The sequence below is a fragment of the Paenibacillus sacheonensis genome (genome assembly GCF_009909195.1).
In the GTDB taxonomy this organism is placed as follows: Bacteria; Bacillota; Bacilli; order Paenibacillales; family Paenibacillaceae; genus Paenibacillus_Z; species Paenibacillus_Z sacheonensis.
The window spans coordinates 432,164-459,155 of sequence record NZ_JAAAMU010000003.1; the positions used below are offsets into that span (position 1 = coordinate 432,164).

The 26,992-nt window shown below is 52.5% G+C and carries 21 protein-coding genes; 13 read left to right on the forward strand and 8 right to left on the reverse strand.

Going from position 1 to position 26,992, the window contains the following annotated elements:
* The first annotated feature begins 45 nt into the window (after positions 1–45).
* The gene (locus tag GT003_RS07355; protein WP_161695974.1) at positions 46–1,626 is read left to right on the forward strand and encodes a SagB family peptide dehydrogenase; all 1,581 of its coding nucleotides are present in this window, start codon (positions 46–48) and stop codon (positions 1,624–1,626) included.
* Between the two features lie 57 nt (positions 1,627–1,683).
* Here GT003_RS07355 and GT003_RS07360 read toward each other — a convergent pair whose 3' ends face one another.
* The 3 genes from GT003_RS07360 to GT003_RS07370 form a co-directional block, all read right to left on the reverse strand.
* Positions 1,684–2,445 (reverse strand): hypothetical protein, encoded by a 762-nt coding sequence (locus GT003_RS07360; RefSeq protein ID WP_161695976.1) that lies wholly within the window; start codon positions 2,443–2,445, stop codon positions 1,684–1,686.
* 1,267 nt (positions 2,446–3,712) lie between these two features.
* The gene (locus GT003_RS07365) at positions 3,713–5,212 is read right to left on the reverse strand and encodes a response regulator transcription factor (protein ID WP_161695978.1); all 1,500 of its coding nucleotides are present in this window, start codon (positions 5,210–5,212) and stop codon (positions 3,713–3,715) included.
* 32 nt (positions 5,213–5,244) lie between these two features.
* Positions 5,245–6,993, reverse strand: coding sequence for a sensor histidine kinase (locus GT003_RS07370; RefSeq protein ID WP_338045933.1), 1,749 nt, complete (start codon positions 6,991–6,993; stop codon positions 5,245–5,247).
* Between the two features lie 176 nt (positions 6,994–7,169).
* Here GT003_RS07370 and GT003_RS07375 point away from each other — a divergent pair, with 176 nt between their 5' ends.
* The 7 genes from GT003_RS07375 (at position 7,170) to GT003_RS07405 (ending at position 17,533) form a co-directional block, all read left to right on the forward strand.
* On the forward strand, positions 7,170–8,492 hold the full coding sequence (locus GT003_RS07375; protein ID WP_161695980.1) for an extracellular solute-binding protein: 1,323 nt from the start codon (positions 7,170–7,172) through the stop codon (positions 8,490–8,492).
* 35 nt (positions 8,493–8,527) lie between these two features.
* On the forward strand, positions 8,528–10,516 hold the full coding sequence (locus GT003_RS07380; RefSeq protein ID WP_239565850.1) for a beta-galactosidase: 1,989 nt from the start codon (positions 8,528–8,530) through the stop codon (positions 10,514–10,516).
* An 18-nt stretch (positions 10,517–10,534) separates the two neighbouring features.
* Positions 10,535–11,500 carry an ABC transporter permease gene (locus tag GT003_RS07385; RefSeq protein ID WP_338045932.1) on the forward strand — a complete coding sequence of 322 codons (966 nt, stop codon included), beginning with the start codon at positions 10,535–10,537 and terminating at the stop codon, positions 11,498–11,500.
* Positions 11,501–11,524: 24 nt separating this feature from the next.
* Positions 11,525–12,421: a carbohydrate ABC transporter permease gene (locus GT003_RS07390; RefSeq protein WP_161695984.1), complete on the forward strand. Its 897-nt coding sequence runs from the start codon at positions 11,525–11,527 to the stop codon at positions 12,419–12,421.
* A gap of 115 nt (positions 12,422–12,536) precedes the next feature.
* A complete protein-coding gene (locus GT003_RS07395; RefSeq protein ID WP_161695986.1) occupies positions 12,537–14,315 on the forward strand; it encodes a type 2 periplasmic-binding domain-containing protein in 1,779 nt (592 codons plus the stop codon).
* Between the two features lie 339 nt (positions 14,316–14,654).
* Positions 14,655–16,346 carry a glycoside hydrolase family 2 protein gene (locus GT003_RS07400; protein ID WP_161695988.1) on the forward strand — a complete coding sequence of 564 codons (1,692 nt, stop codon included), beginning with the start codon at positions 14,655–14,657 and terminating at the stop codon, positions 16,344–16,346.
* Between the two features lie 710 nt (positions 16,347–17,056).
* Positions 17,057–17,533 carry a GNAT family N-acetyltransferase gene (locus GT003_RS07405; protein ID WP_161695990.1) on the forward strand — a complete coding sequence of 159 codons (477 nt, stop codon included), beginning with the start codon at positions 17,057–17,059 and terminating at the stop codon, positions 17,531–17,533.
* Between the two features lie 500 nt (positions 17,534–18,033).
* Here GT003_RS07405 and GT003_RS07410 read toward each other — a convergent pair whose 3' ends face one another.
* From GT003_RS07410 to GT003_RS07430, 5 genes are all read right to left on the reverse strand, one after another.
* Positions 18,034–18,528, reverse strand: coding sequence for a C40 family peptidase (locus tag GT003_RS07410; RefSeq protein WP_161695992.1), 495 nt, complete (start codon positions 18,526–18,528; stop codon positions 18,034–18,036).
* Between the two features lie 371 nt (positions 18,529–18,899).
* A complete protein-coding gene (locus GT003_RS07415) occupies positions 18,900–19,691 on the reverse strand; it encodes an aldo/keto reductase (protein ID WP_161695994.1) in 792 nt (263 codons plus the stop codon).
* A gap of 37 nt (positions 19,692–19,728) precedes the next feature.
* On the reverse strand, positions 19,729–19,878 hold the full coding sequence (locus GT003_RS07420; RefSeq protein ID WP_161695996.1) for a hypothetical protein: 150 nt from the start codon (positions 19,876–19,878) through the stop codon (positions 19,729–19,731).
* A complete protein-coding gene (locus GT003_RS07425) occupies positions 19,854–20,165 on the reverse strand; it encodes an NAD(P)-dependent oxidoreductase (protein WP_161695998.1) in 312 nt (103 codons plus the stop codon). The genes GT003_RS07420 and GT003_RS07425 overlap by 25 nt, the downstream gene beginning before the upstream one ends.
* Before the next feature lie 496 nt (positions 20,166–20,661).
* Positions 20,662–21,159 carry a YcxB family protein gene (locus GT003_RS07430; protein ID WP_161696000.1) on the reverse strand — a complete coding sequence of 166 codons (498 nt, stop codon included), beginning with the start codon at positions 21,157–21,159 and terminating at the stop codon, positions 20,662–20,664.
* Positions 21,160–21,298: 139 nt separating this feature from the next.
* Here GT003_RS07430 and GT003_RS07435 point away from each other — a divergent pair, with 139 nt between their 5' ends.
* The 5 genes from GT003_RS07435 (at position 21,299) to GT003_RS07455 (ending at position 26,989) form a co-directional block, all read left to right on the forward strand.
* Positions 21,299–21,598 (forward strand): hypothetical protein, encoded by a 300-nt coding sequence (locus tag GT003_RS07435; protein WP_161696002.1) that lies wholly within the window; start codon positions 21,299–21,301, stop codon positions 21,596–21,598.
* A gap of 210 nt (positions 21,599–21,808) precedes the next feature.
* Positions 21,809–22,786, forward strand: a complete 978-nt coding sequence (locus GT003_RS07440; RefSeq protein ID WP_161696004.1) for a prenyltransferase/squalene oxidase repeat-containing protein — start codon at positions 21,809–21,811, stop codon at positions 22,784–22,786.
* Positions 22,787–23,943: 1,157 nt separating this feature from the next.
* Complete coding sequence (locus GT003_RS07445; RefSeq protein WP_161696006.1) at positions 23,944–25,011, forward strand: amidohydrolase family protein; 1,068 nt, start codon at positions 23,944–23,946, stop codon at positions 25,009–25,011.
* 18 nt (positions 25,012–25,029) lie between these two features.
* Entirely contained in the window at positions 25,030–25,383 is a 354-nt protein-coding gene (locus tag GT003_RS07450; protein ID WP_161696008.1) for a Rieske (2Fe-2S) protein, read from the forward strand.
* Between the two features lie 223 nt (positions 25,384–25,606).
* Positions 25,607–26,989: an ABC transporter substrate-binding protein gene (locus GT003_RS07455; protein WP_161696010.1), complete on the forward strand. Its 1,383-nt coding sequence runs from the start codon at positions 25,607–25,609 to the stop codon at positions 26,987–26,989.
* Positions 26,990–26,992: the final 3 nt, after the last annotated feature.

Below are 26,992 nucleotides of genomic sequence, written 5' to 3' on the forward strand. Positions count from 1 at the left end.
CGTAAACGTCGGTTTTCCTTGTGCGGGGACTTAGGAGGAGGAGAAATGAGTCTAAAGGCATTTTTGCATCAATTGCAATACGAGCCTGACAAAACCAAACCACAAGATGCAGAGGTTGATTGGGAGAACGCGCCTCTGCCGTATAAGCTATATCGTCATTTGCCTGTATTTCCCCTCGCTTCCGATATTCCGCTGCAGCTAACGGGCAAGCGGGAACGAGGGAAGCCGACATTGCGGGATATCGGGTATTTTCTTTGGTACACCTTTGGTCTGGCACAGCTTAGTCAATCGGTTGCAGAGCAATATTCGGGGGAGGAATGGGCCAGCTCATTCCAGCATTGCAGACGATTTGTTCCTTCAGGCGGAGCGCTGTATCCGAGCGAAATGTATATGTATTTAAAGCTGGAGGAGTTGCCGAATGGCATTTATCATTACGATGCGGCCCATCATCGTTTGGTTTTATTGCGCGAAGGCCAATTTGATTCGTATGTGGGCAAGGCCTTAGGCGATCGTTGCGAAGTAACAAGCTGCTTCGCAGTTGCTTTTGTATCGACATTATTTTGGAAAAACTTTTATAAATACAATAATTTCTCTTATCGTTTGCAGGGACTGGACGCGGGTTTGTTAATCGGCCAGCTGCTTGAGGTGGCGAAGCGCTTCGACTTTGAGACGGGCGTGTACTTTCAGTTTCTTGACCGTGCCATCAACCATTTACTTGGACTGCCCGAGGCAGAGGAAAGTGTATATGCTGTCATTCCGCTTGCGGCAGATTCAAGCATGGAGTGGTTCCGCCATGACAGCGGACATAACAATCGGGTATCGTCAGCAGAATTATGCAGCGAGCTTCCAATTCTGAAGCATGACCACTATATGCGTTCAAAAAAAGTATTGGACTATCCGATGCTGACCGAGCTGAATGAAGCATCCCTGTTGGATTCTGCCCTTTCATTTAAACAGTTAGGAAGGGAGCAACAGGCGGTCCATCAAAACGATGATCATTTGTTGCCTCGAGTAAATAGACTGACGTATGATTTAGCAGCGGTATGCAGGCAGCGTTACTCGCCAGAAAATGAATTTGTATTGGAAGCGATGAGCGAGTCGGATTTGGCGGCACTATTGCAGGAGAGTATGACTTCCTATCCCTATCGAAATGATTTGGATGGTTCGATCCAGAGTCCGATACCTCGCGTAAGGCTATATGGCTGCTTTTATGGCGTTGAAGGCATTCGTGACGGCGCCTATCATTATGATGGTTTAGCGCATGCGTTGCAGCTTGTTAGGACCGGCGATCAAAGGCCATGGCTGCAGGATGGGATGTCTCTGGATAACGTGAACTTATTCCAGGTGCCGCTAAGCTTCCATGTGGCGGGTGATCGGGGACATCTTCATGCCGAGCTTGGTTACCGCGGCTACCGGATTCAACAAATGGAAACAGGAATGTTGGTTCAGCGCTTGCTGCTCGCTGCCGGTGCATCCGGAATGGAAGGACGTCCGCTGCTGGGATTCGACGTTAGTTCCATGAATGAGCTTTATGGATTGCCTCCGCTTGGACAAACGAGTTTGATCCAAATCCCGATCGGCCCGTGTCGAAATCGTTCACGGCTTGAGGGCAGTTTATCACAATAATTGATTTTGATAAAAGGCAGATTGAATGCCAATCCCATTCAATCTGCATTTATCATTTTATGGCTGTGTAACTGCTGCCTTCGTCTGCGGTACAACAGTTTGTTGGGATGCGACCGGCGAGGTGAAATGGTGAAGGTGATGATGCATATGCATGACAGGATGAAACCAAGCATGATGATAATCTAATGTTGTGAGCTCCCATCCATCATGATGATGATGGTCATCGAAGAACATGTGTTCATCCGACATTTCATGCATCATGGGGTCGAAATGATCCATCATCGGATGATAATGACCCATCATGGGGTCGAAATGATCCATCATCGGATGATAATGATCCATCATGGGGTCAAAATGATCCATCATCGGATGATAATGATCCATCATGGGGTCAAAATGATCCATCATCGGATGATAGTCATCCATCATGAGATGATAGTCATGGATGTGGTGGAAGTCGTGCATGTAAGGAAAGTGATGCATGTGATCAAAACCTTGATAGGGGGGCTGAGCCTGGGTCGGGCTTGCTTGCATTTGAGGGCCCTGGGTCGGGCTTGCTTGCATTTGAGGCCCCAAAATAGCCTGGGTCGGGCTTGCTTGCATTTGAGGCCCCAAAATAGCCTGGGTCGGGCTTGCTTGCATTTGAGGCCCCAAAATAGCCTGGTTCGGGTTGGCTTGCATTTGAGTTCCCAAAATAGTCTGGTTCGGGTTGGCTTGCATTTGAGGTCCCCAATTGGCCTGGTTCGGGCTGGCTTGCATTTGTTGGTAATGCCTGGGCATAACAGCCGATTGTGGCCTATAAGATTGATTGCTTATCATGGTGTGCCTCCTTTTTATCATACTCTACAATATGCTTTGAACGAAAAAAGGGCACTTATCCCTATAAATTGGGCTGCAACCTTAGACATTTAAGAATCTGCATAATTCAAATACCCAGGAGATCGATCATATTTCTACCACTTCATGGACAGGTTGAATGAAGGAATGTGGGAGCGCAGACTCTCAATCAATTTCTTCTCTATCATGACGTTATCCTCCCTCTATGGAGAATCACTTTGCTCTTAAATGCTCGCGTTTTCTTAGATGTTGACCGAGTGTTCTTCTTCGCAGCTAACATCTCAATGTTCACGGCGATCAACCCTCCCGCATCTCGACAGCAAGAAAATGAACAAGTTGTTGAGAACCATTTAATCGGTGGGGAGATTTATGATGATAAGGCACAATATCGATGGGAGGGTAAGAAGGTAGAGGATTGCAGGAAACGAAAACCCAAGAACCAGGTCACCGTAATGTTACATAGGCATAGAAAGGCAAAATCGGTTCGAAATCGGGTCTGTCAATTATTTTTTGAGGATACATATCTTTTTATTATGTTGGCTTGCGACTAAATTAAGACCGCCATTGTGAAGTGCCCCAAGTTATGTCATAGCTATCACCGGGATCTCCTTCGTGGAGCGGAGCCTGGGGCCGGTATCCCGGCGCCGCTCGTGCTATCCGGTGAACGGTGGGCGGAGTCCGAGGCCGTTCGACGCTTCTTTATGAAGAGAAGTACGGGACGATCATGTGCATTACGCAACGTTCCGCGAATGAACTGACCATTGAGCTCATTTTCTGGATGAAAACGCCATTCAATCCTGTTTATCATATCGTAAAGCGCTGTGCTGTCCGTTTGCTTCTCGAAAGGAAATCAAGACCTGGGGGAATATCATCTGGAGCTGTTGGAAGAGTGGGTGACGACGGAGGCGGCGATCGGGCATCCGCGGAAGGGGATCGGTTTAAAAGGATTCATTGGGGCCTTATCCTTTCGAAAAGTCTCGGCCGGAAGTGGAGGCCGGTGGAGTCGTCGAAAAAGAAGCGGTGAATATGATGGTTTTCCTTTCTAAAAGCAAAGGAGGTATCGTGAAGCTGGAAACTAAGCTTGCAGTTCGAGTGGATCGAATTTAAACGCGAGTAATCGGCAAATGAGGGGCTGGCCGGAGCAAAGCAGTAGGGCGGTGAGCGGGAAAACTGCGAATGTACAGGTTTCCCGGCTGAATGTCCCGCTTCAAGCTAATTCTAGGCTCAACCATGTTTCGCTTTAGTCCTGCTACGTTTCGTCGTTCCCCTTCACGGTCTCCTTATACTCCGTCGGGCTGCATCCTGAATATTCTTTGAACACTTTGGAGAAATAGTGCTGATCGTAGAAGCAGAGCGCGTCCGACAGTTCCTTGATTTTGATGGCGGGATTCGATCGGATGACCTTGCGCGCCTCGGCGATTTTCAGGTCCAAATAGTAATGCATCAGTGTGCTGTTCGAATGCTTCTTCATCACCCGGCTGATATAAGAGGGACTGACGTGAAAGGCGGCAGCCAGGTCGTTCATCGACAACGGCGTGTAGAGGTTGGATTTGAGATGGGCGTCGATCTGGCGGAATAGCTCGTAGCCGCCCTTCTTGTTCAGCGACTGCTCCTCGGTGAACCGCCGCTCGAACAGGTCCAGCAGCCCTGCGCAGAAGTCCGCGTAGCTCGGCAGGTCATAAAGCCGCTGCACGCCGGCGTGGAATTTTCCATTATTTTGATCCAAAGTCGGGAAAGCATTCACGATGTGTTCAACAATAAGCTGTAGCTGCGCGATACGCAGATTCTTCTTGCCCCATTTGACGAGCTGTTCGGAGAGCTGCAGGAGAAACGGTTCCTTCTGCAGCTTGCTGATCATATCGACGTAACGGGCGGCTATCCGTTCTGCATCCTCGCCGGCGTCGGCCGAGCGAGAAGCGGGGTGCGCCTCGTCCGCCAGCACGGGCTCCGCGATGGTCATCCGGCTGTCGAGCAGCTCGGACAATGTCTGGCTGCAGTCGGCTAGCTCCTTCGGATTCACGGGATAGAAGCGGCCGGCGATCGATGCCGACATGCCGGCTTCCTCTAATGCTGCGCGAATGTCTTCGAGGCGTTCCATCGGACCCGCATCGTTCAGGAAGGCCGGATCCGTCAGCGCCAGCAGCAGCCGCGGCTTCTTCGCCGCGAACACCCAGAAGGGATGAGGCGCGAACGCCCGTCCCAGCAGGGCTTGAACCTGCTCCGGTCCCCATGCGAGTACGGACGGACAGAAGTACTGCAGCTGCATGATCAGGACAAGCTTCTTGTTCCGGAAGAACTCCGGTCCCAGTATCTGCTCCGACCTGGCTGCCGGATCGATGATGCCGCTAAGTCCAGTAAATTCCGCCTCATACTCCTCCCTGATCTGGGCGATGACCTTCTCTATGACCTCGATAAAAGCGCTGCGCTCGATCGGCTTCAGCAAGTAGTCGGACACCTGAAGATTGATCGCCTTCCGCGTATATTCGAAATCGTTGTACCCGCTGATCAAGACAGCCTTCAGCCGGGGGTTGACTTTCTTCGCTTCGCTGATTAGCGCGAGCCCGTCCATCTTCGGCATACGGATGTCCGTCAGCAAGATGTCGACTTCATGTTCGTTGAATGCCTCCAGCGCGTCCGCGCCGTTCGGGGCCGTATGTACGATCTGGACCGGCAGCCCCGACGTTGTGATCAGCTCCTTCAGATTTCGCATAATCGGCTTGCTGTCTTCCGCGAGAAGAACTCGGTACATGGCCGCGCTCTCTCCTTCCCTCCAGGCTAGCTTTAGTAGAAATCCTTCGTCATCGACGCGATGATTTGAATCGTGGCGCCGACGTTCTCCCCGTTGTACATATTGAAGAACAACCGGTTCCGGTACATCAGTTCCAGCCGGCCCACGGTGTTCACGATGCCCATGCTGCCGATCTTCACCGGCTGCTCAACCGAGTTTTCGGCTTTGATTCGCTCGAGCGTCCGCTTGATGTCTTCCTCGGCGAAGCCTTGGCCATTATCGCTGATCTCGATGGCCCACAGTCCGTTGTAGAGCTTGATTTTGATTTGGATTCGCCACGGCGGGTCCGTCTGTTCGAAGGCATGCTCGATGCAGTTCTCCACGAACGGCTGAATGACGAGACGAGGAAGCAGAATGGATTCCGCGGCGGGGTCCATGTCGATCTCCCACTCTAGATCGTCCTCGTACTTCTGCTGGATTAACGCCAGATAATGCTTTGTATGCTCGATCTCATCCCTCAGCGTCACATGCTGGTAGGGCGAGCTAACGACATACCGCAGGCTCTCCGAGAGGTGCTTGCACATCTCGGTCACGACGTTCATGCGGTTTTCCTGCGCGGCGATGCTGATCAAATACAGCACGTTATGAATAAAATGCGGCGCGATCTGCGCCTGCAGCGCCGAGTTCCTCGCCATGACCTCCTCGTGAAGGGCCAGCTTCTCCCGTTCGATGGAGGACTGCAGCCGGTCGAGCAGCTCGCGGAAGGCCTCATTGAACAGGAAGAATTCGTTGTTGTACAGCCGGCTGTCCGTCTTCAGGCTCAAGTTGCTGTAGCTGATCTGCAGCACCTGCCTGCGCAGCTTGCGAATCGGAAGGACCAGACTCTTGGACGTAAAATAAATGTATAGGAAGCTGAACAAGGTGAGCGAGACGAACAGGATAACCGCGATATTCCGGACGGAGTTGACCGAACCAAGTACGGATTCGCGCGGAATGACGGTATATACGGTCCATTCGGTATGTGATGACTTATAGTAGGCAATATAGTGGCTCTGCGAATCCGTATAAATGCCCTGCTCCTTCGCAGCGGGCCGAATATTGCCGCGATCCTTCGCGAAGTCGCCGCTTCGGGACTGAATCACCAGCCCGTCTCGGTCATCCATCACGTAGACGGAGCCAAGATTTCCCGCATCTGACAGTTTGCGCAAGTCGGTGTCGTCCATCAGAATGGACAGATAGCCGTAGACGGTGCCGTTGATGTCGATGATGGAGCGGATGAACGATACGGGTTGCCCTTCTCCGGAATGGATCACATAAGCGCTGGTCTGAAGCCGGCGCCTCCATTCGAAATCGGCCAGCACCGGCTTGAGGGGCGGCGACGCTTCGTAACCGATATATGTGGCTACTTCCTCGCCCTTAAGACCGTAGATGACGATATCGCGAATGTTCATGCTGGGCCCTACGGCTTGAAACATAATGTCGCTGAGTATCCGGTACTGGTTCAGGGCTTCTTCGCTCTGGGACTTCTTCGTAAGTGCGCCGAACGAGAAGATCGCGCGGTTCGAGAGAATGCGCTGCGACAGCTGGTTCTGCGTATCGATATAGTCGTCGAGACGCTCGGAGATCATCGCCGTCGCCAGCAGCGTGTCTTTGATCGTTCGTTCCTTGGTCGGCTTGATGACGAGCAGGTTCGTAAAGATCAGGAAGCTGCCGAGAACCAGCGCGAGCAGCAGGCTGAAGATCACGATCAGCCTGCCGCGGAGGCTGAACTGAGGCCGCTTTCTTAAGAACGAACGGATCACCGGCAGTAATTCCTTTCTGGACGAGTCTTGAGATTTACCACCCAATATAGCACTGACCGGCGCGTTAGGCAACCGGTGGCGGTTCATAATAATACACATAAAGAGTCAACCACGAACATGTACGTTGACGGTCGGCTGGCTTTATAATTCAAGTGACATTGTGGAGGGGTTTCATCGTGAGAAACCAATGGAGAAGACTGGCCAAAGGCTTGCTGCTAGGAGGAGTGCTGCTGAGTTCCGCTGCATGCGCCGGCCCCGGAATACAGGAGATGAATTCGTATATGGTGCCGCCGGAGCAGGTGGGGGACGATACACAAACCATCGAACTGGCAATGACCAAGAGCTCGAAGAACGCCGTCTTTGTTTCCGAGGCGGTGACGAGCGAATTCGAGAAGCAGACGGGAATCCGCATCAAGCTTCAGCTTCTGCCCACCGAACAGGTGTCTTCCGTACTCAAGACCAAGTTAGCCGTCGGAGAGGCGCCGGACCTGATCTTGTATAACTTGAACACGGCCGCTTTCGAGCTGAACCTCGAGAATAATTTCGAGGCCCTCGACGGCGAACCTTGGGCACCCAGGCTGGTGAGCAAGCAGCAGCTATCTTATAACGGGCGAATGTACGGTTTCCATCTCACGCAAGACGCCGGGCAGCAAGGGATCGTTTATAATAAGAACATTTTCCGTCGGCTTGGCTTAAAAGTGCCGCGGGATTTCGGGGAGCTTCTGAAGGTATGCGCGGCCATCAAAGCGGCGGGCATCACGCCGTTCTTCATGCCCTTCAAGGATGCATGGGCGACCGAGCTATGGACAAGCTCTGCCTTCGCCGATTATGCGAAGAAGAACGACCCGATGCTGTGGTCCGATATCAATGCGGGCCGGAGAAAGTCCGCGGACATTCCGGCGTTAACCGCGATTACGCAGCAGCAATACGACCTCTATAAGCTGGGCTATACGAACAGCAACGTTCTAAGAGACAGCTACGATATGGCGGTCGATAAATTCATCGGCGAGGGAGCGGCCATGATGACGATGGGGGACTGGTTCATCGCCGACGTCCTCCAGAAGGTCCCGTCGATGGACCTCGGGTTGTTCCCGGTCCCCTATGCGAGAGGGGCGGATCTGGCGATCAGCCCGCTTGGGGGCCAACTGTTCATCCCTAAGAAAGCGAAGCATATGGCCGAAGCGAAGCGCTTCCTCGAATTCCTGGCGTCGAAGGAAGTAGCGCAGGAGATTATAGACCGTAACGACTTTATCTCGAATCTGCGCGATGTTGCGACTCCGGAGCAGCCGGCCTACAAGCAGGAAATCTTTGAGCGTTATATCAAGCCGGGACGGACCGTGATGACGGCCGCTTCCAGCCAGACCGTAGATCCGGGAGACAAGTGGAAATACTTGCAGGATATGTTCGCGGGCGGGATCACGGCTCATGAAGTGTGGGTCAAATGGGATAAACGCTTCGAGCAGCTGATGAAAGAGAAACAAGCGCTGGGCTTCTGGTAAACCGGTTGAGGAAAGTGTTACAAGGGGGAATGGGCATGAGAATCGGAATGGACTACTATCCCGAATGGGACGCGGAAGAGATGTGGGAGGCCGATGCAGGCCGGATGAAGGACGCCGGCGTCTCCATGGTCCGAATCGGCGAGTTCGCGTGGAGCCGGATGGAGCCGGATGAGGACCGGTTCGAATTCGGTTGGCTCGACAGGGCCATCGAGGTCATGCACCGGCACGGCATCGACGTCATTCTCGGAACGCCGACCTCCGCTCCGCCCAACTGGCTGATGGAGAAGTATCCGGACGCATACCTGATCGAGAGCGGCATGCAGCCGCGTTACGAAGGAATCCGCGGCCACCGGTGCGTCAACAGCCCGTCCTTCCGCAAACGTACGGAGCGGATCGTCACCGAACTGGCCGTCCGTTACGGCGGACATCCGGCCGTGATCGGCTGGCAGACCGACAACGAATTCGAAATGACGTTATGCAACTGCGGCTCCTGCGACGCGAAGTTCCGGGAATGGGTGCAGCGGAAATACGGCACATTGGAGAACGTCAACCGGGAATGGGGTCTTGTGGTTTGGAGCGGCGAATACTCCAGCTGGAGCCAGGTGCATACGCCGCGCGGCGGCAGGATCCAGCTGAATCCGTCCTTCCAGCTCGACTATCACCGGTTCCAAAACGAGTCGATCGTAGACTATCAGCGGATTCAGATCGATATTCTCCGCCGGCACTGCCCGAATCAATTCATTACCCACAACATGTGGGAGTCGCCGCTGCCGATCGATTATAACAGCCTCTTCGAGGAATTGGATTTTGCGTCGGCCGATTATTACATTACAAGCAGTCCGAAGCGGCTGCCCACATCGCCGTACAGCGGTGCCTTCTTCCTCGACCGGACGCGCGGCCTGAAGCGCCGCAACTTCTGGCTCATGGAGACGATTGCCGGCGGAACGTCGGGCGGCTGCTGGGGGCCGATGGGACGGACGACGCAGCCGGGATTCATGCGGGCCGTCATGTGGCAGAGCATCGGCAGAGGCGCCGACAATATCGTGCACTTCCTCTGGCGGGGCGCGGTTGCCGGCGGCGAGCAGCTGTCAACCGGCCTGCTGCATCACGGCGGCAAGCCGCCGGCCCACCGCTACTCGGAGTTTCTGCAGTTCTCCCGCGAGGTGAACCGGCTGTCCGGACAGCTGGACGGTACGGCCGTGCCGTGCGAGTCGGCAATCCTGTATTCGCATGAGCAGCACCGCGCTTTCCAGATCCAGCCGCATATCGAAAGTGGCTTTCAGTACGAGAGCATCCTGAAGTCCTACCACGGCGCGCTTGTCCGGCTGGGAGCGGGTACGGACGTTCTGCACTGGACGGAACCTCTTGACGGCTACAAGCTGGTGGTGGCGCCGTATTTGTACCTGATGGACGAAGAGATCGCCGCTAGGCTGAAAACGTTCGCTGATTCGGGAGGTACACTGATTCTGACGTGCCGCAGCGGTATCAAGAATCTCAATAATACCGTCTGGCCGATGGAGGTACCGGGACCGCTGGCCGAATGCTCGGGACTGATCGTGGAGGAGTGGGACGCGCTCTCCTCGGACACGGTGCCCGTGCAGATGAATAACGGCAAAACGTACCTCTGCTCGCAGTGGGCCGACATTATCGAGCCGGCCGGAGCCGAGCCGATCGGCTGGTATCGCTCGGAGTATTACGCCGGCAGAACGGCCGTAGCCGTCAACCGGTCCGGCAGCGGGTCCGTCTATTACATCGGCGCGAATTTCGGGCAGGACTTCCTGGCCGACCTGTTCGGCGGCATCCTGAATAATTTGAATATTCCGCATATTCAAGGGCTGCCGGAAGGGGTTCAGGCTTCCGTTCGCCGAAGCGGCGATGCCTCTTATCTGTTCCTGACCAACTTTACGACTTCCGACCAGACGATCGTACTGGACCGGGCGTACAAGAGTATCCTGTACGAGGGGACCGCGACCGAACGCATTTCGCTGAAGCCGTTCGGCGTTGACATTTTATCATACCGCTAGATAAGGAGAGGTTCCGAAGTGCCCAATACCATCCAAGCGCAATCCGGACCGGGCGCAGTACCGGTCAAGAAGCGGGCGTTCGAAATTCGCAACAAATATAAGCTGTTCCTGATGGCACTGCCGTTTCTGGTGCTGGTCTTTATATTCTCCTATATGCCGTTGTACGGCTGGACTTACGCTTTCTATAACTTCCGGCCGGGCATCCCGCTGGCCGTGTCCGACTTCGTCGGCCTGGAGTGGTTCAGATCGATATTCGGCAATCCGACACAGCGGGGGGAAGTGCTGCGCGTCATGCGCAATACGATGTCCATGAGCTCGCTGAACATCTTGGCCTCCGTCCTGCCGGTCATCTTCGCCATCTTCCTGAGCGAGATGCGGTCGCAGCGCTTCAAGAAATACGTCCAAATTCTGACCACGCTGCCGAACTTCATCAGCTGGGTCTTGGTCTACTCGTTCGCCTTCATGCTGTTCTCGGTAGATAACGGGCTTGTGAACCACATTCTGATCAACTTGGGATTTATCGACAAAGGGATCGGCTTCCTCGCCTCCGATAGCCACACATGGCTGAAGATGGCACTGTGGGATTTGTGGAAGGGACTCGGATGGGGAGCGATTTTGTACATCGCCGCAATCGCGGGGATTGACCAAGAGCTGTACGAAGCCGCACGGGTGGACGGCGCAGGCAGGTTCCGCACCATCTGGAACATTACCGTACCGGGTATTATGCCAACGTACTTCGTGCTGCTGCTGCTGACGATCGCCAACTTCATCAACAACGGCCTGGAGCAGTATTTCGTCTTCCAGAACGCGATCAACAAGAACCATATCGAGGTGCTTGACCTCTACGTTTATAATACCGGCTTGGTCGGCAACAACTTCTCGTTCGCCACCGCGGTCAGCATGCTGAAGTCGGTCATCAGCATCATCCTGCTGTTCTTTGCGAACGGCATGTCCAAATTGCTCCGCGGCGAGAGCATCATTTAATCCGATCAGCAAGGAGAGACACGTATGCAAAAGAAGCTTAACACTGGCGACGTCGCGTTCCATACCGTGAACTACATCGTCTTTGCACTCATCGCGCTGCTCTGTATTTTTCCGTTCTATTACTTGTTCATCAATACGATCAGCAACAACGACTTGAGCAGCAAGGGACTGATCACCTTCTATCCGAAGGAGGTCCATTTCAGCAATTATTCGCAGGTGCTGAAACTTCCGAACTTCATGCATTCCGGATTCATATCGCTCAGCCGGACGGTCATCGGCACGGCGGTATCCGTATGCGGGGCGGCCTTCCTGGGGTTCCTCTTCACCAAACAGGAGATGTGGGGACGGAAGGTGTGGTACCGGTTCCTCGTCATCACGATGTACTTTAACGCGGGGATTATCCCATGGTACATGACGATGCGCAGCCTGCACCTGACGGACAACTTCTTGGCGTACATTCTGCCGGCGATCGTCTCGCCGTTCTACGTCATCCTGGTCAAGACGTTCGTGGAGTCGATTCCGCTGGCGCTTCAGGAGTCCGCCCAGATCGACGGCGCGGGCTATTGGGTCATCTTCACCCGGATCATTTTCCCGCTGATCACGCCGATTCTGGCCACGATTGCCATCTTCTCGGCCGTCTCGCAGTGGAACTCGTTCACCGATACGCTGTTCCTCATGTCCAAGGAGAAGTTGTTCACGCTGCAGTACGTGCTTTACAAATATATGAACGAGGCGTCCTCGCTGGCGGCCATCGTGCGGAACTCTTCGGGGGGCCAAGGCCTCGATTTGGCCAATATGCAGACGTCGACCTCGATTCGGACGACCGTGTCCATGATCGTCGTGCTGCCGATTCTGCTGGTCTACCCGTACTTCCAGCGTTTCTTTGTCAAAGGGATCATGATCGGGGCCGTGAAGGGATAACCTTCCGCCCAGGCTCCTCCGACTTTATTGAAAGGGGTGAGGCCCGCCTTAGATTTTCCGTAAGCTTGTTGTTCGAAATGAGGATTTCACTCAACCTAGGGAGGTCTTTTACAATATGGCTAAATCGCTTACAAAAGTGAAAGTCGTCGCAGCCGCAACTGTTCTGATTATGGGAGTGTCGGCTTGCGGCAACGCAGAGAATGCGGGCAATGCGGGTACAAATGCAGGCGGCAACGCGGCAGCAGGTGCCGGCAACGCAAACGCAGCGAAAGAAACGTATCAGATCGAGGTGCTCTCGCAGCTTGCGAACTTCGCCGGCACGCAGGGCGGCTGGTACGGCAAGGTCCTGAAGGACAAATTCGGTCTTGAAATGAACATTACGGCTCCGAACCTCGCGGGCGGCGCAGCGAAATTCGCGACGCTCATGGCATCGGGCGACCTTGGCGACCTTGTCGTGTTCGGCAATGACGGCCAAGAGTATCGTGACGCCATCAAGGCGGGCTTGCTGCTGGATTGGACGAAGGACGGCTTGCTCGAGAAATACGGCAAAGACATTCTTGCAAACGTTCCCCAAGCGATCGAGAAGAACAAGCAGAACTTCGGCGACGGCAAAGCGGTATTCGGCGTCGGACATGATGCGTCGAACATGCCATCCGGCCCTTCCGAAGGCAACACGATGACATACCAGATCGATATGCGCTGGGATCTGTACCAGAAGCTCGGCAACCCGAAGATGACGGAGATGGAGGACATCCTGCCTGTTCTGAAGAAAATGCAGGAGCTGGAGCCGAAGAGCGATTCCGGCAAACCGACTTACGGTCTCTCGCTGTGGGGCGACTGGGACGGCAACTACATGACGCTCGCGAAGCAGCCGGGAACCATCTACGGTTATGACATTTCCGACGGCTTCAACCAAGGCACGCTGCTTGAGATTTCCGCGAACGAAGAGAAATACCAAGGCATCCTGGAAGACAACAGCTACTACCTGCGTTCGTTGAAATTCTACTACGACGCCAACAAAATGGGCCTCCTGGATCCGGACTCCATGACCCAGAAGTTCGATGACGTCGTCAATAAGTACAAAGACGGCCAAGTACTGTTCTCCTGGTTCCCATGGCAGGACAGCGCTTACAACACGCCTAACCACACGGATGCGGGCAAGGGCTTTGAGATGGTCGGCATCGGCGCGCAGAAGATCTACTCCTACGGTTACTCGCCGTTCGGCGGCAACCGCGTCTGGGCGATTGGCGCCAAGGCGAAGCATCCGGAGCGAATCATGGAATTCATCAACTGGCTGTATACGCCGGAAGGCATGATGACGACGCTGGACGGACCGGAAGGCCTGACGTGGGAAATGAAGGACGGTAAAGCCGCGCTGACCGATTTCGGCAAGAAAGCGCTGAGAGACACGTCGCAGCAGGTTCCTGCAGAGTTCGGCGGCGGCACGTACAAAGACGGCGCTGCGCAAATCAACAACACGACGCTGAAGACGACGACGACGAACCCGAATACGGGCGAGCCGTACGACTGGAATATGTGGTCGTCTGTGCTGAAGGATAACCCGAACCCGGTTGATAAATCGTGGCGCGAAGCAACGGGTGCCCTGACTCCGAAAGAATTGCTGACCAAGAACAACCAAATCGCCGTCAACAATGCGGTTTCCTCGACGGAAGCACCGGCGGTTATGGACACGATGCTGTCGCAGAAGTTGAGCCAAGTGGGCGCGGTCATCAAGGAATACTCCTGGAAGATGATTTACGCCAACGACGACGCGCAATACGACCAGCTGAAGAAAGAAATGATCAAGAAAGCGAAAGGTCTCGGCTATGACGAGATCATCGACTGGACGGTCGTACAGACGAAGAAAGTATTCGAGCTGCGCAAGCAATCGTAATCAGACATGGGCTGCCGCCCGAATCGACCCGGTCGGTTCGGGAAGGCAGCTCTTATCAATTTAGCGCGCCTAGCCAAGTTAGGCACAACTTGCCGGTGGAAGTCCGGTCGAGGTAGGAGCCGAGATCGCGGATAAGGTCGGTTGTCAGCATTCCTATTTCAATAAAATTTTCAACGGGAGCGCAGGCATGATACCGATGCAATACCGCGAGCAGAACCGATACGACTAACGAAGAAGTGGAACGTTGCAATTGCAGGAATGAGAGATTAAACATGCCTTGTTCGGCACGCGTGCGATGGCACACGGAAGGACGGAAGGACGGAAGGACGGGAAACGGAAATGATCAGATTATTCGAGACGCATCATATTAGGCCGGTAACCGAATTGGACGGTTTATGGGATTTCGCAACGCTTCCCGGAAATGAGGAGGATACCGGTGAATATCCTTACAGGCTTGTCGTCCCCGGCTGCTGGGAACAGCATTCGGAGCTCGCTACGTATCGCGGGCGGGGCGTCTACAGACGGATGATCCGGATCGACGAAGCGGTCTCCTTGCGATTGGCGTTCAAGGGCGTCAGCCATACGGCCAAAGTCTTCTTCGACGGGGAATTGATTACCGAGCATTATAATGCTTATACAGCCTTCACGGCAAAAGTGCGAGGCGTTCAGCCGGGGCTCTACGAGTTGCGTGTCGAGGCGGACAATTCATTCGGCGAAGCGTCTTCCTTGCATGTCCCGAACGACTATTACACGTACGGCGGCCTGATCCGGCCCGTCGCGCTGGAGAAGATCGGCGACTGCTATCTAGAGGACATAAGGTTTATCCCGTCTTGCCACGAGTCCGGCTGGAGCGGAGAAATCACGGCCGCCGTGTGCAACGATTCGCCGCACGCTAGGACCGTTCAGCTGCGGGGGACATTAGGGCAGGAGATCTTGGATTTCGGTTCGATAACGCTGCTGCCCGGTCCCGGGAAGGTCACGACGGTAACGCGTACGTTTCGTTTCGCGGACGTTATCCCCTGGTCGGGCTCGACGCCTCGGCTATACGAGTTGCAGCTGGAGCTGATGCTGCCGGGAGTGGCGGAGCCCTTTGACGATTTGGTAGAGCGGGTCGGCTTCCGGGTCGTCGAAGCGCGGGAAGGCGCGATTCTGCTTAATGGCGAGCCCGTCTTCCTGAAGGGGTTCAATCGTCATGAAGATCATGCCTTGGCCGGACCTTCGCTGCCGCTTTCGCTCATGGTCGGCGATCTGGAGCTCATGAAAGGAATGGGCGCGAACGCCGTCCGGACGAGCCATTATCCAAACGATGAGCGCTTCCTGGACCTGTGCGACGAGCAAGGTTGGCTGGTTTGGGAGGAGAATCACGCACGCGGCCTCAGCATCGAGCAGATGCGGAATCCCAATTTTATTTCACAATGCGAAGCCGTCAATCACGAAATGGTCACGCATCACGTTAATCACCCGTCGATCATCATTTGGGCGATCCTGAATGAGTGCGCAAGCGATACGGAGGAAGGACGCGAGCACTACCGCAGGCAGTTGAATCAAATCCGTGGACTGGACTCCAGCCGTCCGCTTACTTTCGCCTCGCATCACCGCGAGAAAGAGAAATGCTTCGATCTTGCTGACATCGTCTCGGTGAACGTGTACCCGCAGTGGTATACGGATGAAGATCCCGGTGAATTGTGCGACCGCGCAAGGGCATGGGCGGATGAACTGGGCGGCAAGGGAAAGCCGATGATCGTCAGCGAGTTCGGGGCGGACGGCTACTACGGTTTTCGTTCTCCGGCCCGGGTGAAGGGCTCCGAGGAACGGCAGGCGGACATCCTGGAGCTTAATCTGGCCGCCTACTTGAAGCGCCCGTATTTATCGGGCTTGTTCATCTGGCAATTCTGCGATTGCCGGGTCACGGAAGCGACCGGATGGCTGCTCACCCGCGCGATGACGAAGAACAGCAAAGGCGTAGTCGATGAATATCGCCGTCCTAAGCTGGCATGCGACGTTGTGAGGAAGTATTATAACGGTCAATAACAGCGCGGCAAGTCTGAATCGCTCGCGCCGACGAAATGGGACAGAAAGAAGCTGAAGGAGCGGTTGCTGCTTCAGCTTTTTTTGGTGTCTATTGCGCGATACGCCCGAGTGACGGTGAGGTTGTGAAAGGGCAACAGGCGGCGAATAATCTGCTAACGGCATCACGGTTTCTTTCGCTCGATTGAATGAAGGAAGACTGTTTTAGTAGGGAACGTACAAATCTCCTTTCCTTCAGATGTCATGACACACGCAGTAATAGAGTCTTTATGAACATCCATTCCACATGCGCGTTCAATTAGAACATCCATTGAAAGATTCCTTTCTACGGCTCTGTAATTGGAGCTGGTGGAACAACCAAAATAGGTTAATCTACCATGAGTGTTTCCCCAAAGGAGAGCGACATTCTGTGATGCACCGTGGTCGTTGGAGTCAGAAACATTCGGTAGTTCCCGACCGTCAACGTTTGAAACACTAGTTCCAGCCGTATCATTAATGGAAGAATAGGTGGTAATATATGTAGGTGAACAAATTCCAGTGCCTCAGGATCAACGTAAGTTAGAAATTCATTTCTCCAAAGATGGCTGGGGCAACATGGCGTATCGGGAGACGATAGTTCAACATCATGAGCGCTGCAAACCTGGCTGTCCTTCGTTACGCTACGGTATTTTAAATCCAACATGTGGTATGAATAGAACAAAAAAGGTGATTATGTGGAACTAATCAGAGTTTCTTTCGAAAAGAAAATGGTATTACGCAATCTTATGGAATTATATCAGTACGATATGAGCGATTTTGAAGACAGCGGCGAAGATGATGTAAATGAGCACGGTCTCTTTGACTACAGGTTTCTGGATTACTATTGGACAGAAGAAGGACGTTACCCCTTCTTTATTATGCAGTTTGGTAAGTTGGCGGGTTTTGTTTTAGTTCGGCAAACTACAGAAGGTGCAAAAAAGAAATTTTCCATTGCAGAATTTTTCATATTAAGAAAGTACCGGCGCCGTGGGATCGGTAAAGAAGCAGTGTACACGGTATGTGAGATGTTTAAGGGCAATTGGAGTGTCTCATGGCTTGAAAAAAACTTGCCAGCGAAGACCTTTTGGACGAAGGTGATTCAAGAATATTCAAATGGAAATTGTTCCGAATCCTCACATGCAGGAAAGCCGTCGTTAGTGTTTTCCTCATGATTCATTAAACTCCCTCGGTAAAATGTAGTTTTCTCACGAATGCTCGCTTATTCGCAGGATCTCTCCAACGGATAAAACGTTATCCGGATAGAAGAGAGCTGTACCGTCGAATTCGGCAACCGAAGCGCATGCAGGAACAGAAGGGGCGAGTTTTCGCTCCTTTTTTACTATGCTGTTGCACGTTGCTCCACGTACCTCCGGAGGCTTTCACTCCCATTTCTCGACGGCCCTTTCATTCCTTCGTAACGCCTATCCGATGGGTGGAGGCCGGTTATCCTGACCGTACGGGTCTGTGCCCTTTTGTTCAACGCAATCCGGTACTCCGTGCAGTCTTGAGATCCCGCGAATAAGCCAATATTCGTACTAGTTGGAGAAGTGGTTAAGCAGCAATAAAACAACCCGCGCTAAGCGCGGGTTGTTTATGCTTGATCCGGATGTACAGGAACTCGCTGAACGTGAAAAGCTAGATCGGCTTGTCCGATCTAACTTTATTCGGGCGGCTAAGCACCAAGCCGGCGAGCAGTCGCGTAGTTTTTCTTCCAGTACGTCGAGTTGATGCTCGAGATCTTAACGCCGCCTGCTCCGTACGTATTAAGCATTTTGCCATTTCCGACATAGATGCCGACATGGCCGATGAACTTGCCGCGGCTCGGCACTTTGAAGAAGACGAGATCGCCTTTCTTCAGATTCGACTTTGAGACGTAACGGCCGACTTTCGCCTGATTGCGCGCCGTGCGCGGCAGATTGTAACCGAGCTTTTTAAATACGTGTTTGGTGAAGGAAGAGCAGTCAAAGTAACGTGTCGTCGAAGTACTTGCGCCGAATTTATAGGGTGTGCCGAGGTAATTGTCGCCGTAGTTGATCAGCTTCGTTGAGGCCGTCGACGAAAATGCGTTCGCCTTCTGAGCTTGTCCGAAACCGAGTGCCGTAAGGCCGATCGAGGCGCATAGCCCTACGGCGAGTATCTTGCTTGCAATTTTCTTCAAGTTCTTCATGATGAGTCTCCTTTATACTGTGGAATTAGTACATATGCTAGCTGCATGACTACTATAGCAGAATAAACATTTCCTAAGAGTTTCCACGAAGAGACGAAACCAGCGCAGCAGCAAGGTTTAAACGTCTCTATGAAAAATTAATGAGAAAGTGCTCATCATAGAACTAATGTGAAGATCGGTAGTGAAATCCTCATTATCATCGGTTGAAAAATTCCCCACTCACATCCGGCATACGCTCTGGAGAGAGTCGAGATTGGTTTAATTATCGCTCCGGATTCTTTTTCCTCATCGTCCGCCGGCATAGAAAAAGAAGGGCTAGACGCCCCTCTCGGCAAAATGCTGCTATCCTCTATCCTCGGCCGAATCCTATTTCAACGCGCAAGCCATTCCCGCAGCTGCGCGTCCTCCGCTTCGGTCAGTGGCCCTTCGCCGACGGCCCGCAGATTGGCGTGAACCCACTCCGCCTTGCGCATAGAAACGACGACATGGTCGACAAGCGGCTCGGCGGCGACCCAGCGTAACAGGATGGCGGCAGCGGCGTCCTTGTCCGCTCCGATCTCATCCAGCTTCCATCCGCGGACGAACGGCGACAAGGCGATCGCGTCCATCCCCAGCGATCTCGCCGTCTCGAACAGCTCCTTGGCGTCTGGATGGAACGCATTGTACGGCGCCAATACGGCAGATACCGGATGAGCGGCCGGAAGCTGCCGCAAATGCCCGAGCCGCGCCATGCCGAGCGCCACCCGCTTGACCTTGCCCGCTTGCACCCAGTCCTGAGTAAGCACCAATTCTTTCAGGAGCTTCGCGGTATCGTCATGGGCGTGAATTACCAGGAGATCGATCGCGTCCGTCTGCAGTTCTTCCAACATAAGGTCGATATGCTGCGGTTCGTACGGCGTATAGTCGACCAGCTCGTGTTCCCGGCCGGGCTGCTTGAAGAAATTCCATGCCATGATCTTTGCTTCGTCCCGCCGGCCGAGCCGTTTCAGCACATGCCCGAGCGCGACGCGTTCCTGATAATACGTCGTGTCGATCAAGGCGATGCAGTTATCGAGACAATCGGCGACGATCGCGCACTGCTCTTCGAACGACGCATGGGGATCATTTCCAAGCTCCTCGATGAATGAATGTCCGCCTAAGCCCAGCTTTGATTCCTTGCTCATGATTTCCTAGCTCCTCTCTTCGCTCGGTTCGCTACGTTCAATCGACGATCGTTCCGTCCTGCGTGAATTCTTGGATGAAGGTGCCGAAATTATAACGCGGTTCATACCCGAGCTCCGCGCGTTCCCGCGATAAGTCCATCGTCTCGAGCCGGGCAGGCAGCTCTAGATGATAGGCTTCAATGAGCATCTTCGCACCGGTGTACAGCCGTTCCCGCGTGTGGCGGGAGAGGCCGCGTAGGCAAGCTTGTCCGCTTCGATGAACGCGTCATTCCGCACAATATGATACCTGCCGTAAACATCCACGTCTTCGGCCGCTTGATCCAAAGCGCCAGGCTCGCGGACATCCGCCGGATAGAACGGCAGCGTCTTATCCATCGCGGCGATATCCGACAAAAGGATCTCGTGCTGCGCGCGCAGCGCTTCGGCCGCGCCGGAGCCAACGTTCCCGGTCGCGCCGGTAATCAATAGCTTCATCTGCGTGTCCCCTCTCCATGACGGTCGTCTTCAGTATACCAGCGCGCGCCAGAGTCTGATAAGAACTGAAAAAATGATTACTCAGTAACCTTGAAGTAAGTAAAGGCCTTCACCATCGGTTGAGCCGCGAAGGGAATTCGCCGTTCTTCTACCGCTCGAAGAGCGAGAGGTTCTCCTTGACCGACACCAATGGAACCTCACGGTTTTGCAGCCTTATTGTTACAGTTATTCATGGAAAATAACAGTTTCTTCAAAGACCAACTTAATTACCTTCATACAAGATTGCTTGATTTACTATAATGTCCCTGGAGAATATTAAGAAGAACCTTGAAAATTGGACAAACATAGGGAAGGGAGCGGCCGTATATTCCCCATCCTCTAATAAGATGATGATTATGAATAATTCCCATTCCCTGGAACACCCGGCTGTTCTGGACAAGATTCCGATTAGCCCGATCAAACACATGCGGTCAATTCGTGGCCGTGCGCGGGCAGGTTATTTCATAATTCCGGTCGAGATCCTATGATGCTTCAAGATGATTGCCCTGAAATATTGCTCCTGTTCTCGGTTTTTGAACGACGCTTTGGGGATGTACCAGAAGTTGCGCTTGTCGTGGAATAATAAATAAAATTCTGCGTTCTCCCAGACGTTTACGAGATAATCGACGTTAATTTTAGAGCTTAGTTCAGGCGCTGACAACGAGAGTTCCATTTCGTCGAAAGCAAATGTAAACAGCTGGTTGTAGCGGGGATCTTTCATTTTCCTGCGGGGAGCAAGGACGAATTTCTTCCACGCATCGAATGCGGAGAGAATGACGACGGTGGGTATGGCGACCCAAAGAAGCCACGGATCCCACATTGCGATGGCAGCTAGGAAAAGCAGCATAATAAGCGCAAATACCGATATCGCGATCAGATTTCTTCGCACGTGAAAATAATGCGCCCTGTTAACCTGCTTTAACGACGACCCGAAATTAAACTGGATTTCCTGCATGGGCTCTCTCCGCTCATTTAAGATAGTTCTGCGCATATGATGGCTTCATGACACGTACGCCGAAGTGTCGATTATACGCATTACTCTATCAATTTTAGCATATTAACGGAGCTCGATTGCATAGCGAAAGGGGGATTCGATGCGTACGTATGGAATTGTTGGACTTATCCTTTTCTCCACCTTATTAGTCGGCTGCGGCTCGCGTGAAGAGGTAGTGGTCCATCCGACGACCGAAGTATCTGTTACTAAAGGCGATTTCACCTACCGCCTCGTGACGGCGAAGCCCGAGTACAGCCGCGGGGAATCAGTTCCAATTTACGCGGAGTTGACGTATAACGGAGATGAAGCGAGCGTCACAATCAACCATTTCGCTTCGCTGTTTTATTTTCCAGATTCAGGAGCTGAAACCGGGCTATGCCATCGACTACGCAATGAGTGATGCCGGCGCTAGCACATTACGCTGTGAATGGCTTTGCCGATTTTTCCTTGGCGGGCAGGCAGGCAGGTGCGAATCAATGCGCAGATTGATTTTCTCATTGATTAATTTACCTTGTTAAGCTGGGGGACTTTTAACTCATTCAGCTCTGGGAACTTTAGTTGAATCACTAAACTCAGGGCGTTTTTTAATCAGAGTAAAGGAGACCATCACATGTCGGTTAATAGATCGGTCATAAATTGGTTGCTTGATTCTGACCCTTCGATCCGTTGGCAAGTCATGCGTGATCTAATGAGTGCGCCTGCGGAGGAGGTAGCGGCCGAGCGCGCGCTGGTTGCCAGAGAGGGCTCCGGCGCTCGGCTGCTCGCATTGCAGAAGTCTGACGGATCGTGGGCCAGCGCGGCGTGGAATCGCGGGTGGGACTCCACGATGCACGTCCTGTCGCTGCTGCGAGAATTCGGTCTCGATCCGGCGAGTGAGGAGGCACGTCGAGCGGTTGGACGGGTAAGAGATCGAGTGACGTGGCAGGGATGGGACTTGGATGGCACGTGGCGGGGAGAGGAATGGAAAGGCAATCCCTTCTTCACGGGCGAGGTCGAGCCTTGCATCAACGGACAGGTGGCGGCGAGCGGCGCCTACTTCGGTCAGGATGTCGAGCGAATCATGAACCGTCTCCTCGGCGAGCAGCTGCCCGATGGCGGCTGGAACTGCGAGGCCGGAGGCGGCTCCCTGCGGTCTTCGTTCAACACCTCGATTTGCGTTTTGGAAGCCTTGCTCGAATACGAACTGGCCGGTGGGAGCCGTACCGAGGTGACGGAGGCCCGCGTCCGCGGGCAGGAGTACCTCCTTGAGCGAAGACTCTTCCGGCGGCGATCGACAGGCGAGGTCATCGGGCAAGACCGGAAGGGCGGTACCGACTGGACGCGCTTCTCCTTCCCGACCTGGTGGCACTACGATGTGCTGAGGGGACTTGAGTACTTTCGCAGATCAGGCGCCGCTCCGGACAAGCGCTTGGCCGAGGCGGTCGAGCTGGTGGAGTCGAAAAAGGGCGGTGACGGCCGGTGGTCACTCGAATACCAGCACCCGGGCACAATGGCGGTCGAGGTAGACGAGGGCGAGGGCCGACCGAGCCGCTGGAATACATTGCGCGCATTGCGGGTGTTGGATTGGTATTCAGCAGGTAAAACTTAGCTTACGTTTGAACAAACTATAATGGAATGAAGACACCACGGCAGCCGCCACACGAACGGCTGCCGATGTTCATTGTAGTAACGGGGAACTTTAGAACAATGAAAATTAGTGATGGCGAATAGCCGTCTATAATGAAGAAGGTGAGTGACTAATGAAGCTTATCAGTATCCTGGGAATAGTAGTGGGAATGGCAGGTTCGATTGTACTTGCAATAATCGGATTCACTGATGTTCACAATTTCGGTACTGATACAAGTGAATACCATAATGCGATGATATTAATTAAGTATGGTTTAGCACTCACACTAATATTTTTCGTTACATGGTGGCTAATGTACAAACAATTTTGGAAGATATGCCTTACAATTGGTTTTCTTTGTACAGCTTTATCAGTGCTCGGAATTTTTAGTATTGGTCCTTATATTATTTGGGGGTCTTTATTTATCTTCATATATAGCTTAATAAATCTAATTAGATTAAGTCACATTAACAAAGGTAATTGAACTCCCTCGTTAAAATGTAGTTTTCTCACGAATGCTCGCTTATTCGCCGGATCTCCCCAATGGGAAATGGCTACCCGGATAGAAGAGGGGACGTACTGTCAAGTTTGGCAACCGAAGCGCATGCGGGAACAGAAGGGGCGAGTTCTCGCTCCTTTTTTCTGCTTTGTTGCACGCTGCTCCACGTACCTCCGGAGGCTTTCACTCCCATTTCTCGACGGGGCGATGCCCTTTCATTCCTTCGTAACGCCTATCCGGTTGGTAGAGGCCGGTTATCCTAACGGTACGGTCTGTGCCCTTTTGCTCAACGCAATCGGTACTCCGTGCAATCTTGAGATCCCGCGAATAAGCTAATTTTCGTACGAAAAGAGAAGGGTCTAAGCAGCTTGTTTCAAAGGATGAGCTCGATCCGATTCGTAAGCTTCACCGCTTCGTACCATGGCAAAACGGGGGTCTCATTCCCGTTAATTTCATTTACATAGTCTGAAGATAATACTTGCACCGAACGGTTTATCGGTGTGGATCAAAATAGTGCAAGTAGAGACTAGCACTTATATATTAAAATAGCTAGAACGATTTCAATGAGGAGGAACAGAAGGTTTTTCATATTTATTAATGAGATAGAGCGTTCAATTCTCAGAACTTGGAGGTCACGAGCATGCAGAAAGCGGACATGGTTTTATTTGATACTGATATTCATAACGAAATCGCTGATCAAAGGCAATTGTTACCTTTCTTGCCCGAGATCTGGCACAAACAGTGGATGCAAGCTGGTACAGGCATCGGAATGCCATTCTTCTCACCAGTCGGTGTGCTTAGAAGGGATGCCATAACGGAGTCTGGAGGAACACCGGGGAGCGATCCTTCAATAATCGTCAAGGAGCATTTGGATCTGTATGGTTTTCGTTATGGGTTATTGAACTGGGGACGGGCGATCGAAATGTCGATTCATCCGGATCCAGACTATGCCAATGCCATTGTATCCGCTCATAACGATTTTATGGAGACGGAGTGCTTAACTACGGATTCTCGATTCAGAGGCTCGATCGTGATCAACCATTCTGATCCTGCAGCTGCAGCAACAGAGATTGATCGAATGGCTGGGCGGCATGGCTTTTTACAGGCCATTATGTGCAGCGCCTCGCGTATGCCGTTCGGCCAGCGTTTCTACCATCCGATATACGAAGCTGCCGAGCGCAACGGCATTCCGATCGCTATTCATCCCGGAACCGAAGGAAGAGGTATCTCGGGAGCGCCGACACCATCTGGCTATCCGACTCGTTATATGGAATGGCATAATATTCTTCCAACAAACTATATGACCCACGTTAACAGTCTTGTATGTGAGGGGGTATTTGAAAAATTTCCAAAGCTTAAATTCATATGTATCGAGGGAGGCATTAGCTGGATTCCTCACTTGATGTGGAGAATGGATAAAAACTACAAAGGGTTGCGCGCCTCAGCCCCTTGGCTAAAAGGACTACCGTCGGAATATATTCGAGAGCACTTCTATTTCACAACGCAGCCAATTGAAGAACCTGACAACAAGCGACATCTGGAGTATTTAATTGAAATGGGCGGATTGGAAGACAAGATTATGTATGCCAGTGATTATCCTCATTGGGACTTTGACAATCCGCAGGCTGTTATGAGAGCATTTTCCCCAGCTATCAGGGGTAAGATCATGGGTGAGAATGCTCTCCGCTTATATAAGGTTGGAACATAACGATTGGAGGCATCTGCGATGACAGTGCATTTTGTAGCCAATGAAGCTAGTATCGTTGATGGGAAGCCGATGATCGTTGAGATCCAAGGAAGGTCGATCGGCGTTTATCGGATCAAGGGCGAATTATTCGCTTTGCACAATTATTGTCCGCATGCAGGAGCACCGTTATGTAAAGGAGCTGTCGAAGGAACCGCTTTGGGGTCGAACGTGTATGAATACACATTCGGACGTAAGGGAGAAATCGTTAGATGCCCTTGGCACGGTTGGGAGTTTGATATTAAGAGTGGAATCTCTTTACATGATCCGGCTGTACGGGCTAAGAGCTATAAGGTCGTTGTAGAGGAAGGGAAAGTAGGCATTGTGCTGCGATGAAGACATAAATTAGTTAGTTTCCGCAAGTATGTAATATCCAGTTGAATGTTTTCAAGATTTAAATGAAGAAATCAAAATAATACAAGATTTCGCTTTTTAATCCGCTATAATAAGATTTATGAAAACGCTTTTATGACTGGCGATTGCGTTTTGTCGAAACGTTTTCGCACATGCTGTATTTTTTCGAATCGAAACACCTTGAAAGAGAAAAGGGAGGATTCACATGAAAAAGTGGGCAGGCATTACTCTTGCTGCTGCTCTGACGGTCGGCGCTCTCTCAGGCTGCGGCTCAGACAATAACAGCAACAATGGATCAAGCGGCAATAAAGCTTCGTCCGGCAATAATGCATCTTCATCCGGTAATAACGCAGCTTCCAACAAACCTGGCAAAGTAACGACAATCGATTTCTGGCAGTTGGATGGAACGGGGACGCAAGATTTTTATGTCACATTGATCAAGCAATTTGAGCAAGCCCATCCTGATATCAAAGTCAAAATGGCGAATATTCCAGAAGACGGCTTCTTCGAGAAGCTGAACGCTTCGTTCGCAGCAGGCAAAGGCCCTGACATGTGGGGCGGCTGGTATTCCACAGATGAATTCGAGCGTGGATACATAGCTCCACTTGATGAGTTCATCGCGCGCGACAATTATGATATGAGCAAGTATTTCCAACCGGCGACAGCGCTTCGTCTGCAAGGCGCGGACGGCCATTACTATGGTCTGCCTCGCGATATGTCTAATGCAGTCATTTACTATAACAAGGATTTGTTTGATAAATACGGCGTACCATACCCGAGCCCGGATTGGACGCTTGACGATTTCCACGATGCAGCCAAGAAGCTGACGCATACGGATGAAGGCGTGTACGGCACAGACCTCTTCGCGAGCGATTTCAACGCCATTACAGGCAATCCGATCATCTGGAATATGGGCGGCGACGTTGCGAGTGACGACGGCAAGAAGGTTAAAGGCTTCGTCGATTCCCCGCAAATGATCGAGCTGTTCCAATACGCGCAGACGCTGTCCAAGGAAGGCGTTAACGCTCCGTCCTCGGTTATGCAAACCGCAGGTGACCAAGGTCCGTTCTCTGCCGGCAAAATCGGCATGTCACTCGGCTTCTTGTGGGGCTATAACGATGTGAAGAAAGCAGCGTTCAAAGCCGGCGCAGTCGCATTCCCGAAAGATGCAGGCAGCGACCTCAACTTTTCATGGACAGAGGAAGTCAGCTGGTACATGAACAACAAGAGCGAGAAGAAGGACGCGACTTGGGAGTTCATGAAGTACTTGTCCAGCCCGGAGGTCGGCAAACAGGCAATCGATACGAAGTTCATGTGGGGCCCTCCAATGCCAAGCGTTTGGGAAGAGAAGGGACTAGAGCAGGATGAACTGCTGAAGGTATTCCTGGAGCAAGCGAAGCTGAAGACGAAAGCGCCTTCGTACGACCGTAACAGAACGTGGAACGAAGTTGGCGGGATGTTCACCCAAGCTTATACGGATGTCGTGAACCCCGTAGATGGCAAATCGTATAAGGATCCAGCGGCAGTATTGCCGAAAGTGGCGGATGAGATGCAAGCGAAGATTGACGAACTGCTCGCACAGCAATAATTC